The sequence below is a fragment of the Treponema sp. UBA7570 genome (assembly GCA_002477955.1).
In the GTDB taxonomy this organism is placed as follows: Bacteria; Spirochaetota; Spirochaetia; order Treponematales; family Treponemataceae; genus Treponema_D.
Genome location: DLLE01000016.1, coordinates 1 through 14,255, shown reverse-complemented (window position 1 = coordinate 14,255; position 14,255 = coordinate 1). Strand labels below are relative to the sequence as shown.

At 39.1% G+C, this 14,255-nt stretch carries 12 protein-coding genes; 8 read left to right on the top strand and 4 right to left on the bottom strand.

The genetic code is table 11. The features are described from left to right. The 7 genes from B4N75_RS01565 to B4N75_RS01535 all read left to right on the top strand — a co-directional run. Positions 1–1,161 (top strand): V-type ATP synthase subunit A (locus tag B4N75_RS01565; protein WP_296667120.1); only part of this gene is annotated, 1,161 nt, incomplete at its 5' end. A gap of 15 nt (positions 1,162–1,176) precedes the next feature. Continuing rightward, positions 1,177–2,472: a V-type ATP synthase subunit B gene (locus B4N75_RS01560; RefSeq protein WP_296022544.1), complete on the top strand. Its 1,296-nt coding sequence runs from the start codon at positions 1,177–1,179 to the stop codon at positions 2,470–2,472. Positions 2,473–2,495: 23 nt separating this feature from the next. Further along, the gene (locus B4N75_RS01555) at positions 2,496–3,137 is read left to right on the top strand and encodes a V-type ATP synthase subunit D (RefSeq protein WP_296022545.1); all 642 of its coding nucleotides are present in this window, start codon (positions 2,496–2,498) and stop codon (positions 3,135–3,137) included. 8 nt (positions 3,138–3,145) lie between these two features. Further along, complete coding sequence (locus B4N75_RS01550) at positions 3,146–5,104, top strand: V-type ATP synthase subunit I (protein WP_296706422.1); 1,959 nt, start codon at positions 3,146–3,148, stop codon at positions 5,102–5,104. 77 nt (positions 5,105–5,181) lie between these two features. Continuing rightward, the gene (locus B4N75_RS01545; RefSeq protein WP_296022547.1) at positions 5,182–5,610 is read left to right on the top strand and encodes a V-type ATP synthase subunit K; all 429 of its coding nucleotides are present in this window, start codon (positions 5,182–5,184) and stop codon (positions 5,608–5,610) included. Positions 5,611–5,768: 158 nt separating this feature from the next. Further along, the gene (gene ispG / locus B4N75_RS01540) at positions 5,769–6,887 is read left to right on the top strand and encodes a flavodoxin-dependent (E)-4-hydroxy-3-methylbut-2-enyl-diphosphate synthase (protein WP_296667125.1); all 1,119 of its coding nucleotides are present in this window, start codon (positions 5,769–5,771) and stop codon (positions 6,885–6,887) included. A gap of 36 nt (positions 6,888–6,923) precedes the next feature. Further along, positions 6,924–8,009, top strand: coding sequence for a hypothetical protein (locus tag B4N75_RS01535; RefSeq protein ID WP_296706420.1), 1,086 nt, complete (start codon positions 6,924–6,926; stop codon positions 8,007–8,009). A gap of 4 nt (positions 8,010–8,013) precedes the next feature. On the opposite strand, the gene B4N75_RS01530 is transcribed toward B4N75_RS01535, so the two are convergent. The 4 genes from B4N75_RS01530 to B4N75_RS01515 all read right to left on the bottom strand — a co-directional run bounded on the left by B4N75_RS01530 (position 8,014) and on the right by B4N75_RS01515 (position 13,307). After that, positions 8,014–9,612 (bottom strand): hypothetical protein, encoded by a 1,599-nt coding sequence (locus tag B4N75_RS01530; RefSeq protein ID WP_296667130.1) that lies wholly within the window; start codon positions 9,610–9,612, stop codon positions 8,014–8,016. After that, on the bottom strand, positions 9,613–11,034 hold the full coding sequence (wbaP, locus tag B4N75_RS01525) for an undecaprenyl-phosphate galactose phosphotransferase WbaP (protein WP_296667133.1): 1,422 nt from the start codon (positions 11,032–11,034) through the stop codon (positions 9,613–9,615). It abuts the gene before it with no gap. 66 nt (positions 11,035–11,100) lie between these two features. Beyond that, positions 11,101–12,171 carry a glycosyltransferase family 4 protein gene (locus B4N75_RS01520; protein ID WP_296706418.1) on the bottom strand — a complete coding sequence of 357 codons (1,071 nt, stop codon included), beginning with the start codon at positions 12,169–12,171 and terminating at the stop codon, positions 11,101–11,103. Between the two features lie 2 nt (positions 12,172–12,173). Then, positions 12,174–13,307 carry a glycosyltransferase gene (locus tag B4N75_RS01515; protein WP_296706416.1) on the bottom strand — a complete coding sequence of 378 codons (1,134 nt, stop codon included), beginning with the start codon at positions 13,305–13,307 and terminating at the stop codon, positions 12,174–12,176. A gap of 269 nt (positions 13,308–13,576) precedes the next feature. On the opposite strand from B4N75_RS01515, the gene B4N75_RS01510 reads away from it, so the two are divergent. After that, a partial coding sequence (locus tag B4N75_RS01510; protein ID WP_296706414.1) for a TIGR01212 family radical SAM protein occupies positions 13,577–14,255 on the top strand: 679 nt, incomplete at its 3' end.

Here is a 14,255-nt window from a genome sequence, read left to right as displayed (position 1 = left end):
GCAGTTAACTGTTACGAAGAACGTCTTGCGCCGACAGAAACAATGGTTACTAAGGTTCGCCTTATCGACACATTCTTTCCTGTTGCAAAAGGCGGCACTTACTGTATTCCAGGACCTTTCGGCGCTGGAAAAACGGTTCTTCAGCACACAACTTCAAAATATGCAGACGTTGACATTGTAATCATCGCTGCCTGCGGTGAACGTGCCGGTGAAGTTGTCGAGACTCTTACTGAATTTCCTGAGCTCAAAGACCCGAAAACCGGAAAATCCTTGATGGAAAGAACAATCATCATCTGCAATACTTCTTCAATGCCAGTAGCTTCGCGCGAGGCTTCTGTTTATACTTCTGTAACTTTGGCTGAATATTACAGACAGATGGGCTTGAATGTTCTTCTTCTTGCTGATTCGACTTCCCGCTGGGCACAGGCTCTGCGTGAAATGTCTGGTCGTCTTGAAGAAATTCCGGGAGAAGAAGCATTCCCGGCTTACATGGAATCTTATATTGCGGCTTTTTACGAGCGTGCTGGACAGGTTCGTTTACCAGACGGTTCTGTAGGTTCTGTAACAATCGGCGGCACGGTTTCTCCTGCTGGCGGTAACTTTGAGGAGCCTGTAACACAGGCAACTTTGAAGGTTGTTGGTGCTTTCCACGGACTTTCACGTGCTCGTTCAGATGCCCGAAAATATCCTGCGATTGACCCGATTCAGTCATGGTCAAAATACAAAGGAGTAATCGATTCAAGCAAGGTAAGCTTCTGCTTTGATATTATGAAAAAAGGCGTTGATGTTGCTTCTATGATGAAGGTAGTTGGTGAAGAAGGAACTTCCCTTGACGACTATCTTGTTTATCTAAAAGAAGAAATGCTTGATGCCGTTTACTTCCAGCAGAATTCTTTTGATGCAGTAGATGCAAATGCAACTGTTGAGCGTCAGAAGTACGATCTTGATAAAATCATTAAAATTCTCGGTTCTTCTTTTGACCTTGCAGATAAAGATGAAGCAAGAACTTATTTTAACCAGTTGCGTCAGAAATTCCTTGACTGGAACTACACTGAAGAGCACAGCGATGCTTTCAAAAAAGTTGAGTCAGAAATTGACGAACTTTATTCATCAAAAAACGGCAAACTTACAGCTCAGGCTGAATCATTGCTTAAGGCTTAAGAAGGACGGTGAAAAATGAATAAAATATACAGCAAAATTGAATCAATCACTGGTTCCGTAATTACAGTAAAGGCAGAAGGCGTAAAATATAACGAACTTGCAGAAATTACAACTCGTTTTGGAAAATCTCTTGCAGAAGTAAACAAAATTGATGGCGATACAGTTTCTTTGCAGGTCTTTGCCGGCGGACGCGGTGTTTCCACAGGTGATCAGATTCGCTTTTTAGGACACGATATGCGTGTTTCTTTCGGAGATGATCTTTTGGGAAGAATTTTCAACGGTTCTGGAGCTCCTCGTGACAAGGGCCCTGCTCTTACTGAGAATATGACAGAAATTGGAGGTCCTTCAGTAAACCCTTCAAAACGTATTCTTGCAGAAAGAATGATGAGAACAAACATTCCTATGATTGATATGTTCAATACTCTTGTCGTTTCTCAGAAACTTCCTATTTTCTCTATTTCGGGCGAGCCTTACAACCAGCTTCTTGCGCGTATTGCAATGCAGGCTGAGGCTGATGTAATCGTTCTTGGCGGAATGGGACTTAAATACGATGACTTCCTTTATTTCAAGAAAACTCTTGAGGAAGGCGGCGCATTGAGCAAGACTGTAATGTTTATTCACACTGCCGCTGACCCGACTGTAGAATGTATCAAAATTCCTGACATGTCTCTTGCAGTTGCAGAGCAATTCGCTTTACAGAATAAGGACGTTCTCGTTCTTCTTACAGATATGACTTCTTATGCAGATTCTATGAAGGAAATTGCGATTACTCAGGAACAAGTTCCTTCAAACCGTGGTTATCCTGGAGATTTGTATTCTCAGCTTGCCGCGCGCTATGAAAAGGCCGTTGACTTTAAGGGAAGCGGTTCCATTACAATTCTTGCAGTAACAACAATGCCTGGTGATGATGTAACTCATCCTGTTCCAGATAACACAGGTTATATTACAGAAGGCCAGTACTATCTTAAGGGCGGTCGTATCGAGCCGTTTGGTTCGCTTTCACGCTTAAAGCAGAATGTAAACGGAAAAACAAGAAAAGATCACCGCGCTTTGATGGACGCCATGATTCGTCTGTATTCATCTTACAAAGACACACTCGAAAAAAAGTCCATGGGCTTTATGATGTCTAAATGGGATGAAAAACTTTTGAAATACGGTGAGCTTTTTGAAAAAGAAATGATGGACTTGTCCGTAAATATTTCTTTGGAAAATGCGCTTGATTTAGGATGGAAGATTCTTGCGGCCTGCTTTGAAAAAGACGAAACAGGTATAAAATCTGAATTGATTGCAGAATTCTGGCCGAATAAATAATTCCTGTTTGGAGATAAAATTTAATGGCAAAAATTAAGCTGACTAAAAATGAGCAGAAAGCACAAAAAGACGCGCTGAAAATGTATCAGCGTTATCTTCCTACGCTCACGCTCAAAAAACAGCAGCTTCAGTCTGAGATTAGAACTATCGACGCAAAAGCAAAAGAAGTTCGTCAAGCTAGAATTCGCCTTGAAGAAGAATTCAAGATTTGGATAGGTGTTTTTGGCGAAGAACAGGCTTTTAAAAGCGACATGGTTACAGTTCGGAACATAAAAAAGGGTACTGGAAACATTGCCGGTGTTACAATTCCAATTTACGAAGGCGCAGATTTTTCTCGCGGAGATTACGATTTGTATGAAACTCCGCTTTGGATTGATCTTGCGGCTGACAGAATGGAAAAAGCCCTTTCTTTGGATCTTGAAGCTAGTGTGCTTGATGAACAGGTAAGATTGCTCTCAAAAGAACTGCGTACGACTTCTCAGCGCGTGAATCTTTTTGAAAAAGTAAAAATTCCTGAAGCAAAAGCAAATATTAAAAAAATTTCAGTTTATCTTGGCGACCAGCAGGTCAGCGCGGTTGTGCGTTCAAAAATCTCTAAGAAAAAGATTGACCAGCGTAACCGTGCGGCTGTTGCCGCGGCTGAAAAAGAGGGGGCTTGCTTATGATAGTCCCAATGAAAAAATTAAGCATCGTTGTTTTAGAAAAAGAAAGGCGGCAGGCCTTAAAGACTCTTCGCCGTCTTGGAGTGGTTCATGTTGAAGAAGTAAAAGGAGAAAGCGAAGAACTTTCATCTTTTAAGAATAAAAACTCAAAAATTGAACTTGCCGTTTCTCTTTTGTCTGAAATCAAGACAAAGAAAATTCCAGAGACGTCAATGCTTTCAAAAGATGACTCATTTGCTCTTGCAGACAAAATCATCAGTTTGACGGAAGAAAAGAAAAATTTGTTTTCTTCGATTGCGGCAGACAAAACTGAACTTGACCGCCTGAAAAAATGGGGCAATGTTGTTCCTGAAGATTTTGATTTCTTGGCAGAAAAAGGCGTTTATCTTTCAATGTATGAAATACCATCGTCTAAATATAATTCGATGGACGAAAGCATCGATACTTTGCTGGTTAACGACGATAAAGACATTTCGCGCTTTTTTGTGATTTCTGACTACAAATTGGCACAAAATGAACGTCCAGGAAATCTTCCTCCAGAAGCATATCGTGTTGTTTTGCCAAAAAAATCAACGGTGCAATTGGCTGATACTATTGAACAGAATAAAAAGCGAATTACTGAAATTGATTCAGAACTTGCAGATTCTGTGAAATATATTCCATCGCTTAAAAAAGCTGGCGAAAACTTCTGTAAAGATATTGAATTTGAAAATCTTTACAGCGGTATGGGTGTTGAAGAAAAAAATGAACAGAAACCAGAAGAAGTTAGGCTTGCCTGGCTTACTGGTTATGTTCCTGCAGAAGAACTAGAAAAAGTAGAAAAAACAGCTGTTGAGAGCAAGTGGGCATTTGCCGCAGATGATCCTGCCGCAGACGACACCGTTCCTACAAAATTAAAGAACAATAAGTTTGTAAGCCTTATTTATCCTGTTACGGACTTTCTTGGAACTGTTCCAGGCTACAATGAATTTGACATTTCAAACTGGTTTCTTTTGTTCTTTACGATTTTCTTCGGCATGATTTTTGGAGACGGCGGATACGGCGGAATTTTGCTTGCTGGCGGAATTTTTGCTATGGTTCCTTCATTTAAGAAAAAACAGGCACCTTCGCCAATGGCTTTCCTGCTTTCTCTTTTAGGATTGGCAACAATGGTTTGGGGAGCCGTAACTTGCACTTGGTTCGGGCTTAAACCTGAGCAGCTGCCGGATTGCATAAAAATGCTTTCTGTTCCGGCCTTGTCAAACGTTACATCTGCAAAAGAAGGCGTTAAGATGGTTCTTCACAGTGCTTCTGGCGCAGTAACTGAAATAACTTATTCAGCCTGGGTAAAAGAAAACCTTCAGATTTTCTGTTTTACGCTTGCTTTGATTCAGCTGGCTATTGCGCATTTGAAAGGCATTGCAAAAAATATACGTTCGCCAAAATTCTTGGGAGATTTGGGTTCGCTTCTCCAGCTTTGCGGCATGTACTATGTAGTTTTGAGCATGGTAGTTGATGGAATAAGATTTCCTCTTGGAATTACTCCTGAAAGTTACTGGCTTTTCGACAAAATTCCAGTTGCATATATTGCGCTTGGAGCAATTGCATTTGGTTTTGTCCTGAGTTTTGTATTCTCAAACTATGAAGGAAGCATAGGAAAGAGCATTCTTGAAAGCTGCAAGAACATTGTTTCTGTGCTTTTGGGCGTTGTAAACGTATTCTCTGATATTGTTTCTTACATCCGTCTTTGGGCTGTGGCTCTGGCAGGTGGAGCAATAAGTGCAACGGTAAATGAGATGGCAGGTCCAATGCTCGGCCATCTTGCAATGTTCATCTGTGCGATTTTAATTCTTACCGTAGGACATGGTCTGAATATGATTCTGAATGTTCTTTCGGTTATCGTTCACGGCGTACGTCTTAATACGCTTGAATTCTCAACACACTTGGGAATGAGCTGGACAGGTTTTAAATACAGACCTTTCAGTGAATAAAAATAAAAAATCCAGCAGTTGTGTAGCTGCTGGATGAAATAAGAAATTGTCATAAACTTTATTAAAGGAGAAATATTATGGAATTTTTAGGACAGTTTGGTTGTGCGATTGTAATGGGTATTGCTGCTCTTGGTTCGGCAATTGGCATCATGATTTCTGGACAAGCTGCAATCGGTTCTTGGAAACGCTGTTACATGGCTAACAAGCCGGCTCCGTTCATTCTCACTGTATTCGCAGGCGCTCCGTTGACTCAGACAATCTACGGCTTCCTTCTTATGCAGACAATGATGGGCTCAAGCGCAGCTCCTGGATTTAAATTTGGTGTTGGACTTATGTCAGGTATTGCAATGTGCGCCTCTGCTATTGCTCAGGGAAAAGCAGGAGCTTCTGGCTCAGACGCTCTTGGCGAAACAGGAAAAGGCTTCTCCCAGTACATCATGGTTGTAGGCCTTTGTGAAACTGTTGCTTTGTTTGCAATGGTATTCTCAATGGTTGCGCTCGGCTAAAATAAATAGTCTTTCGTAAAAGGCGGTCAGATTTGAAGTTAAATGCCTTCATTTTTGGCCGCTTTTTTTTTGCCGACTTTGAATTCCTGTAAATAGTGCATTTTACAGGAATTCTGCTTAAATTGCATTTTTTGCAGCTTAACATTATAATTTTAACTATGAAACAAGATTTTAAGACAGCCGAGTTTAAGAAAACTAGAGAAGTTCATATTGGCGGCAATGGAAATACAGAGCGCATTATAATCGGTGGCGATTCTCCGGTAACAATTCAAACAATGTGGAAAGAAGGGATTACAGATATAAAAGATAATCCAAAGAAAATTGAAAAAATTGTACAGCAGATAAACAGCTTAAAGCTTTTAGGCTGCGATATTATTCGTTTTGCAGTTCCTGACATGGAAAGCGCAGAAAGTTTTATTCAGATTTGCCGAGCTTCGACTATGCCGCTTGTTGCGGATATTCATTTTGATTATAAACTTGCATTAAAGTGTCTTGAAGGTCCTGTCGGTGCTATCCGAATAAATCCTGGCAATATCGGTGCTAGAGATCGTGTGGAAGCTGTTGTAAATGCCTGCCAGGATACAGGAACTGCAATCAGAATTGGTGTAAATACAGGTTCTTTGCCGCATGATTTAGCGGAACAGGTTAACCGCGGAAAAATAAGCCGCGCGCTTGCTTTGAGCGAAACTGCCGCAAGAGAATCCGCTGTTTTTGATGAATTGAATTTTAATCAATTTGTTGTGAGTATGAAGGCAAGTTCTGTTCAGGAAACAATCGATGCAAATGAGGATTTTGCCCGCCGCTTTGAGATTCCTTTGCATGTTGGAGTTACAGAAGCTGGCCCTCTTATTACAGGTGTTGTAAAGTCGACACTCGCATTCAGCCATCTTTTAAATGAGGGAATTGGGAATACAATCCGCGTAAGCTTGTCATCATCTCCGGAAAATGAAGTAGTTACCGGGCTTGAGATTTTGCGCGAATGTGGAAAAAGACAGGGCGGAATAAAACTTGTAAGCTGTCCTCGCTGCGGCCGTCTTGGTTTTGATGTGCATGGTTTTATGCAGCGATGGCAAAATAAACTTCTTTCAATGAAAAAAGATATTACGGTTGCAGTTATGGGTTGTGTTGTAAATGGACCAGGCGAAGGAAAACACGCAGACATTGGAATCGCTGGGGCTGGTGGAAAAGCGATTCTTTTTAAAAAAGGCGTGATTGTCAAAACTGTAGATATTGAAAAAGCCGATGAAGTTTTTGAAAAACTTTTAAATGAATTTTAGCGCATTTGTGAAATCTGCATGAAAAAAGGATATTTTATGACAAAAAAATGTTTGTTATCTTTTTGTTTTCTCTTCAGTTTTTGTGCATCAATTTTTTGCGTAAGTTATTCTGAAAAATCCTGGAGAATTTTAGAGCAGGCTCAGGTTTGCTTTGATTCTGGAAATTACGGAGATGCCTTAAAATTTGCAAGAGAAGCTTCTGTTAGCCGAAAGAATGAGACTGAAAACGAGTTTAATGTTTTGGACAAGGCGATTTCCCCAGCCCAGGTAAGAAAGGCGGGAGATGAATTTTCTGCCGTCCTGAAGGTTTTAAAAGAACGCGAACAGAAAGAAGCGGCCGATATAATTGAAAAGTATCTAAAACTTTACGGAAACTCTTACTATAAAGACAGCATTCATAATATGCTTGACTGGTTAAAAGAAAGAAATGTTTATCCTGAGGCAGATTATTTGACTGGAAAAATATATCAGGTCGAAGGTGAATATGCGCAGTCGCTTTCTTTTTTTGAGCGCGCCTACAGTGAGAAAGACTATCTTGATATTTCTGACATGCAGTATGAAATTTTGTATTCGATTGGTTTTATTGCAAAAATAAACGGCGATCTTGAAAAATTTGAAAAAACGCTTCTCTTAATTTTGAACAACGATGAATTTTTTAAGAATGAATTGCTGAAAAAATCAATTACAAAAGCGATTTCTGACGATAAAAATGAAAATGTGGACAGAATTTTTCTTCTTTACCGGGCGGATTCAAAATATTCACTTATGGCCTTATCTGAATTGGGAGACTTGTACGAAACCCGAAAAGAATCAAAAAAAGCGCTTGAATGTTCTTCATTGGCGGCGGTCGAGTCCTTTGCTCACATTTTGACTGCAATAGAACAGAGAAATTCCCAGTTTAAATACACATCGCTTGAAAACTTTTTTGAGGAATGTAAAAAATACGAAGAAATACTTATTTGGTCTCAGAAGAATAATGTCTGGAGTATTTTTTATCAGCTTGCAAAAAGGGCAGGTGCCAATGGAAATATTATTTTTGCACAAACCCTGTATTCTGTGATGGCAAATTCGATTCCAGATTCATATTACCGCTCGCTTTCTGCCGGGCAGTTAAGTGATTAGTTTTTTAATAGAAAAGTCCGATTCCAATTGAAATTTCAACTGCAGAAACATTTTTGCGCCAAGAGTCGTCAATAAGTTTTGACACGGCTTTCTTTATGATTTTTCTTCCAACGTCAATTCCTGCGCTTGCCCGTACAACAAGACTTCTCCATTTTGCAGGATATACGAGAACTTCAAGACCAGCGCCATACCATCCGTCTTTTATTGCAAATGTCTTTCCTGTAATCAGATTGTCTGCAAATGCAAAGTCAAAAAACGGCGAAATGTGCATTTCAAAATCAAAATAACGCATCCATGTTAAATGGTTTGTAAGCCATGAATTTTCACCAAAACAGAATTTGTTAAATTCATTCCAGTCTGTCGTTAAAATGCGGATTGGAATGTCTATGTTTCCGACAATTGCTGCCTGAGTGCTGAGAGCTTTTTGCGGCTCTCCAGAAAAGCCTTTGGCTTCCCAGTCGTCAGATTTATAGCGCTGGTCATCGCGGATTCCACGGAGGTAAGAGCCAATCTGAGTATTTTGATTGTAGTTATAAAAACCGTAGAATCTTGAATTGATTCCGATCCGATTGTTAAAAGATTTGTAAAGCGAAACCGTTCCAGATAGAGTCGCAATATATTCTTTTTTTTGGAAGTTGTAGCCAATATACTGATCAAAGGAAAGATCAACTCCATCGCGAAAATTTTCATGCCAGTTTACGCGGCCTGTCGAAACCGAGTGTCCGATTTTTAGAGTAGGGCTTGAAAGATCTTCGTTTTCTTTGTTTATGCCATTTTTATCCCAATAGCAGTCATAAGAAACGTACGGCCCCCAATTTACATCTCCAAAGTTGTCAATTTTTGCAATTTTATAGGGGAGTGAAAGAGTTGCTCCTTCTGTCAAATACAGTTCATCATCGTATTCTGTGTAGTCAAAATTTCGTTCAATTCCCTGAGTTAAGTCAAGTTGCAAAGAGAAATTTTTAAAAGGAAGTTCAAAAACGAATCCTGTGGTGTAAGAAAATTCCGGTTTTGATTTTCCGAGCGTGTAATCAAGGCTAAAGCTGTTTTTCCATTTTGAATCGAGAACCCACATTTTAAACGGATAATCGTATTTTAAGTTTATGCCAAAGATAGAGTCATAATCGCCTGTATCAGTGTCGGTGTCTTTTGGTTCATATGAAAAATTAAAGTCCAAATCCAAAGTTTCGAGAGTGCCGAGAAAATTGGTGTCTTTTGCTTTTAATTTTAATATAAGGCCGTCGTTTGAATTGTATTTGGGATAGGGAACCATTAAAAAATGCTTTGAATCCTGGGTCGAAATATTGAGTGTAACGTTTACAACTTCATTTTCGTCAGGAACCGCATCATATTTTGCATAAATGACCGTGGATTCAATGTTTCGTTCGTTCGCAAAAAGCTGTTTTATATTTTCAATATATGAATGAAGCTCATCGTAATTCTCAAAAACTCTTTTTTTGTCAATTTCAATGTTTTTTTCAAGAGCGTATGGCTTTGTAATTCCTGTAATATCATAATTCACCTGATTGATTCTGTATCCTTCAGCAGCCAAAGAACCTAATGCTAAAAGTGAAGCAAAAATGAGTAAAGCCGAACGTTTCATTTAGTAAGCACCTTTTCCTTTTATAACGATATAAATGGTCTTTATTATAATCCAAATATCAAGCCATACAGACCAGTTCTGAATATAATAAGAATCCAAAGTAATTCTCTCTTCATATCCTGTATCTGAACGGCCGGAAATTTGCCACATTCCGCTTAATCCCGGCTGAACGCTTAAAATAAGCTCTGCTTTGTCGCCGTATTTAGCAAGTTCGGGCGTTGTGACTGGACGCGGTCCAATAAAACTCATTTCTCCTGTAAGCACATTAAAAAACTGAGGAAACTCATCAAGACTGGTTTTTCTTAAGAATTTTCCGATTTTTGTTACGCGCGGATCATTTGTAAATTTCCGGTCTTTTTCCCATTCTGCCGCCATAACAGGATCTTTTAATATTTCATCGAGCATTTGGTCTGCATTTACAACCATCGAACGGAATTTCCAGCATTTGAATTCTTTTCCGTTTTTGCCGACCCTTTTGTGACCATAAAAAACAGGACCAGGACTTGAAACTTTTACGCAAATTGCCGTAATCAGAATAATCGGAATAATCAACGGAGAAGCGAGAAGAAGTAAAAAAAGATCGACAAGGCGTTTTATGCAGATACTCAGTTTTTTTGTGAGATTATGAGTCGAAGAAAAACCAAGGATTCCGCCAAAATCACGGACGTTTGCCGAAAGAGTGTTGAGCGCCTGTGCATCAGGAATTGTTATTGTATAACGGAAATATGAATTTATAAGGTCGAAATTTTCTTCCCAGTCAATGATGATTGCAACTTTTATTCCTGTCTGTCTTATTACGCTGTCAAGTTCCCTTGAAGGCTTGTAGACTGGAATGTCTTTATAAAGCGAATTTTCAGCAGCCTTGCTGTCCAAAATTATTGCCGGTTTATAACCAAGATCCTTTCTGCTCAAAAGACGGTCTACGATAAAATAGTCTTTTTGACCGCAAAGCATTATTACAGCAGGAACGCCAAACCATTTTGTATTTTTTAAAAGATGTCTTGCAAGCTCGCGTCCACATGGAAGAAAAACAAGGGCAAAAGGTGTTGCAAGAATAAATGCAACCACAATCGGCCATTTATCATCGGCCTCTTCAACTGTAATAGAAAGGGCAATTCCTGTAAAAACAAAAAACGAGCAGATTGCAAATTTTTTAACTTCGTCTGCCGGAGGAAGCGAAATTCCCGGGTAAAGCCCTGCCGCATAAAAAACAGAAATCATCGGCAGAAGGTAAATCCAGTATGTTATGAATGACCGAAAGTTTATCCACGAATGGTTGATAAAGTTTATTATAAAGAATGAGGTTCCTATGGAAAGCATAACCATAAGGCAGTCAATTACGGCGAGAGCAAATCCTGATGTAAAGGAACTTGTCCTCCAATACTTTTGATTAAAATAGGTAAGATATTCTTTTTCGGTCATAGTAAACTTCATTATATAGAAATAACTTAGACTAGTCTATTAAGTTACAAATGTATTAAAATTTAGTTAATTTGTTTTAATAACAGACGTTATCTTTTGTATAATCAATGTTGCCGAACGTTTGTATGAATATTTTTCTTTAAGTTCTCCGAGCTCAATTTTTGCAGGATTTTTTTCAATTTTGAGCAGCTTTTCGCAAAGTTCCTGGCTGTCGCCGCTTTTAAAGAACATAACAGGAAAATCGCTGTAAATTTCCTTAAAGACAGGAATGTCAGAAATAATTGCAGGTGTTCCGCAAACCATTGCTTCTAGAGGAGGAATTCCAAACCCCTCGTATAAAGACGGCTGGACCAAAGCCAATGACGATTCATAAAGCTCTTTTAATTTTTCGTTTGAAATTTTTCCTGTAAAATGAACTTTGTCTTCCGAAAAAGTTTCGAGCCTCTGAACAGTTTCTTCATCGCCAGTGCGGAAGTTGTCCTTGTTTCCGACAATTACGAGTTTTGATTTTAGCCCTTTGCCGCAGGCTTTTTCAAAAGCGTCCAGAAGGGTCTTTAAGCCTTTGTGTTTTTTTATGTTGCCGACAAAAAGAATCGAATTTGTTTTTTGAGGCAGAGACTCGTCTTTATTCGCCAAATACGATGGAAAAGAGTTGTAGACAACAGAGACAGGCTTTTTGCAGTTGAGTTTTTCTAGAATTCTTGATTTTGAGAATTCAGAAACCGTAAAAACAGTTTTTGATAAATTGACAGCGCGCTGGTAAAAGAATTTTCTAGCAAGCCTTCCAATAAAACCAGTAAGTTCCGGAACATCAAGAAATACAATGTCATGAATTGTCGTGAACACAGGCACAGTTATTCCTGACGGAACATTGCAATACGGCGAAAAATAACACTGGTACGAGTTTATTTTTTTGATGATTTCTTGTGGAAACGAATAGATTTCTTTGAGCGAAAAACACGGAATGTCGCAGAAGCAAAATTCAACATTTTGCATGCGCACAAAAGGCATGCACTGTTCGTGGGTTCCGATTAAAAGACATTCGTTGTTTTCTAAAAAATATGGAACAAGCTCAGAAATAAAAGTTCCGATTCCTCCTGAGCCAATCATGCGGCAGTCAATCGCAATTCTTAACATTCTTAATTTTCCTTACAAAAACTAAAGCTTTTTAAAGTCTGTTCAATTTCGTCTTTAATTTGGGCACAGAAACGTTCTGTAGAAAAACTTTTTGCATGAGAGGAAATCTCTGCCGAATTAAAACATTTCTGCTTTTCAAGGGTTTCAAAGCTTTCAATCGCTTGAATAACGCTTTCTGTTTTCTGTTCCCTGAAAAAAACTCCTGTTTTTCCGTCGATTACAGTTTCGAGCGAGCCGCCTTTTGCAAAAGCAATTACCGGTCTGCCGCAGGCCTGGACTTCAACAGGAATAATTCCAAAATCTTCTTCCGCGCCAAAAATCATCGCCCGGCACCGCATAAGATAATTCTGAACCTCTCTGTCGCTGATTCGGCCGGTAAATTTTATGTCCGCGCCCTTGTATTTTGCCGCAAGAGCCTTGAGCTCTTTTTCCTGGCTTCCGCCGCCAATTACAACTAGCTTGCGTCCGAGTTCGCCGCAGGCAGAAATTGCAAGATCAATTCTCTTGTACGGAACAAAACGGCTAAAAACTACATAAAAGTCTTCAGGCTCAAGACCATTTGGACAAAGCCTTTCGGTGTCTACAGGAGGATAAATCACCTTGCTGCCGAGATTCCAATATTTTTTTATTCTGCGCTGAATATATTTTGAATTTGCAATCAGAGAATCAATTCTTTGCGAAGAAACAAAATCCCAAAGCCTTATGGAAGGCATAAATTTGTTCATGAAAAACGCAACAATTTTTTTAGAACGCTTTTGATATTCAAAAAACTGATCCCATGTATACCGCATCGGAGTGTGGATATAGGCAATGTGCGGAACAGAAGGAGGAGTTATTACGCCTTTTGCACAGCTTGAAGAAGAGCACAGAACAAGATCGTACGAAGAAAAATCAAAACTTTCAAACGCTTTCGGCATAAGCGGCAGCATTTTTGTATAAAGTTTAGACGCCAAAGGAAATTTCTGCACAAAAGAAGCGTGAACTTTCTCTTTAGGAAAGATTTTCCCCATCTTTTTTTCATCGTAAACAAGCGTAAAAATATCAGCGTCAGGATAAATCTTCAAAAAAGCCTCAACAACGCGCTCAGCGCCGCCATAATTTACAAGCCAGTCATGAACAATAGCAACTCTGAACATAAAACCTCCGTAAATTGCAAGTTGAGATTTTAGCACAAAATAAAAAAAAAGTCGTCAATTCTTTTAATTTTTTATTTTGGAGCGCATTTTTTTTGCTAAGAAAAGAAAATAATATTTGCCTTTTGTTTTTTCTTTTAACCCGCTCTTTCTTCAAGTCCTCCTTCGCTTTCGCTCGTCCGGTCTTTTCGTGCGATCGGGGCTAGGCAGTTTTTTAGGCATTCGTGTTTTTTTTTCTTCTCATTCTTTCAAATTATACATTAAAATAAGACATGCTTTTTCTTTCTGATTTTTACAAAAATAAATTCGGCTGCAAAGTTTATAAAATTGCCCTCGATGCCCATTGCACCTGTCCAAACCGCGACGGCACAAAAGGAACTGGCGGCTGCATTTTTTGCAGTCAAAGCGGAAGCGGCGATTTCATCGGAACTTCAGTTTTTCTAAAAAGTCAGTTTGAAGAAGGTGTTTGCCTTGTCGAAAAAAAAGCCCGCGGGCGAAGCGGAAAAAACAAAGCGCTTTTTTTGCCGTATTTTCAGTCATTTACTTCAACTTATGGAAATTTTGAAAAATTAAAAGAACTTTATCTGGAAGCTCTTTCATTCAAAAATGTCTGCGGAATTGCGATTGCGACCAGGCCTGATTGTCTTTCTTTTCAAATTATTGAACTGCTTAAGCAAATCTCACAAAAATTTTTTGTTCAAATTGAACTTGGCCTTCAGACTTCTTGCGAACAGACTGGAAAATTTATAAACCGTTGCTACACAAATGATGATTACAAAAATGCTGTGTCTCTGCTAAAAAAAGAAATTCCAGGCGCTCATATCGTAACCCACTTGATTTTCGGGCTTCCTGGAGAAAAAAAATCGGATATGCTTAAAAGCGTAGATTTTGTGCTGGATAATTTTACGGAAGAAAACTTTTTTGGAATAAAAATTACAAATCTTTATGTTG

Excerpts from the sequence above, each read along its gene's own strand:
- wbaP (WP_296667133.1), bottom strand. The coding sequence starts at position 11,034 with ATGACCGAAAAAGAATATCTTACCTATTTTAATCAAAAGTATTGGAGG.
- B4N75_RS01555 (WP_296022545.1), top strand. The coding sequence starts at position 2,496 with ATGGCAAAAATTAAGCTGACTAAAAATGAGCAGAAAGCACAAAAAGAC.
- ispG (WP_296667125.1), top strand. The coding sequence starts at position 5,769 with ATGAAACAAGATTTTAAGACAGCCGAGTTTAAGAAAACTAGAGAAGTT.
- B4N75_RS01520 (WP_296706418.1), bottom strand. The coding sequence starts at position 12,171 with ATGTTAAGAATTGCGATTGACTGCCGCATGATTGGCTCAGGAGGAATC.
- B4N75_RS01515 (WP_296706416.1), bottom strand. The coding sequence starts at position 13,307 with ATGTTCAGAGTTGCTATTGTTCATGACTGGCTTGTAAATTATGGCGGC.
- B4N75_RS01535 (WP_296706420.1), top strand. The coding sequence starts at position 6,924 with ATGACAAAAAAATGTTTGTTATCTTTTTGTTTTCTCTTCAGTTTTTGT.
- B4N75_RS01550 (WP_296706422.1), top strand. The coding sequence starts at position 3,146 with ATGAAAAAATTAAGCATCGTTGTTTTAGAAAAAGAAAGGCGGCAGGCC.
- B4N75_RS01530 (WP_296667130.1), bottom strand. The coding sequence starts at position 9,612 with ATGAAACGTTCGGCTTTACTCATTTTTGCTTCACTTTTAGCATTAGGT.
- B4N75_RS01545 (WP_296022547.1), top strand. The coding sequence starts at position 5,182 with ATGGAATTTTTAGGACAGTTTGGTTGTGCGATTGTAATGGGTATTGCT.
- B4N75_RS01560 (WP_296022544.1), top strand. The coding sequence starts at position 1,177 with ATGAATAAAATATACAGCAAAATTGAATCAATCACTGGTTCCGTAATT.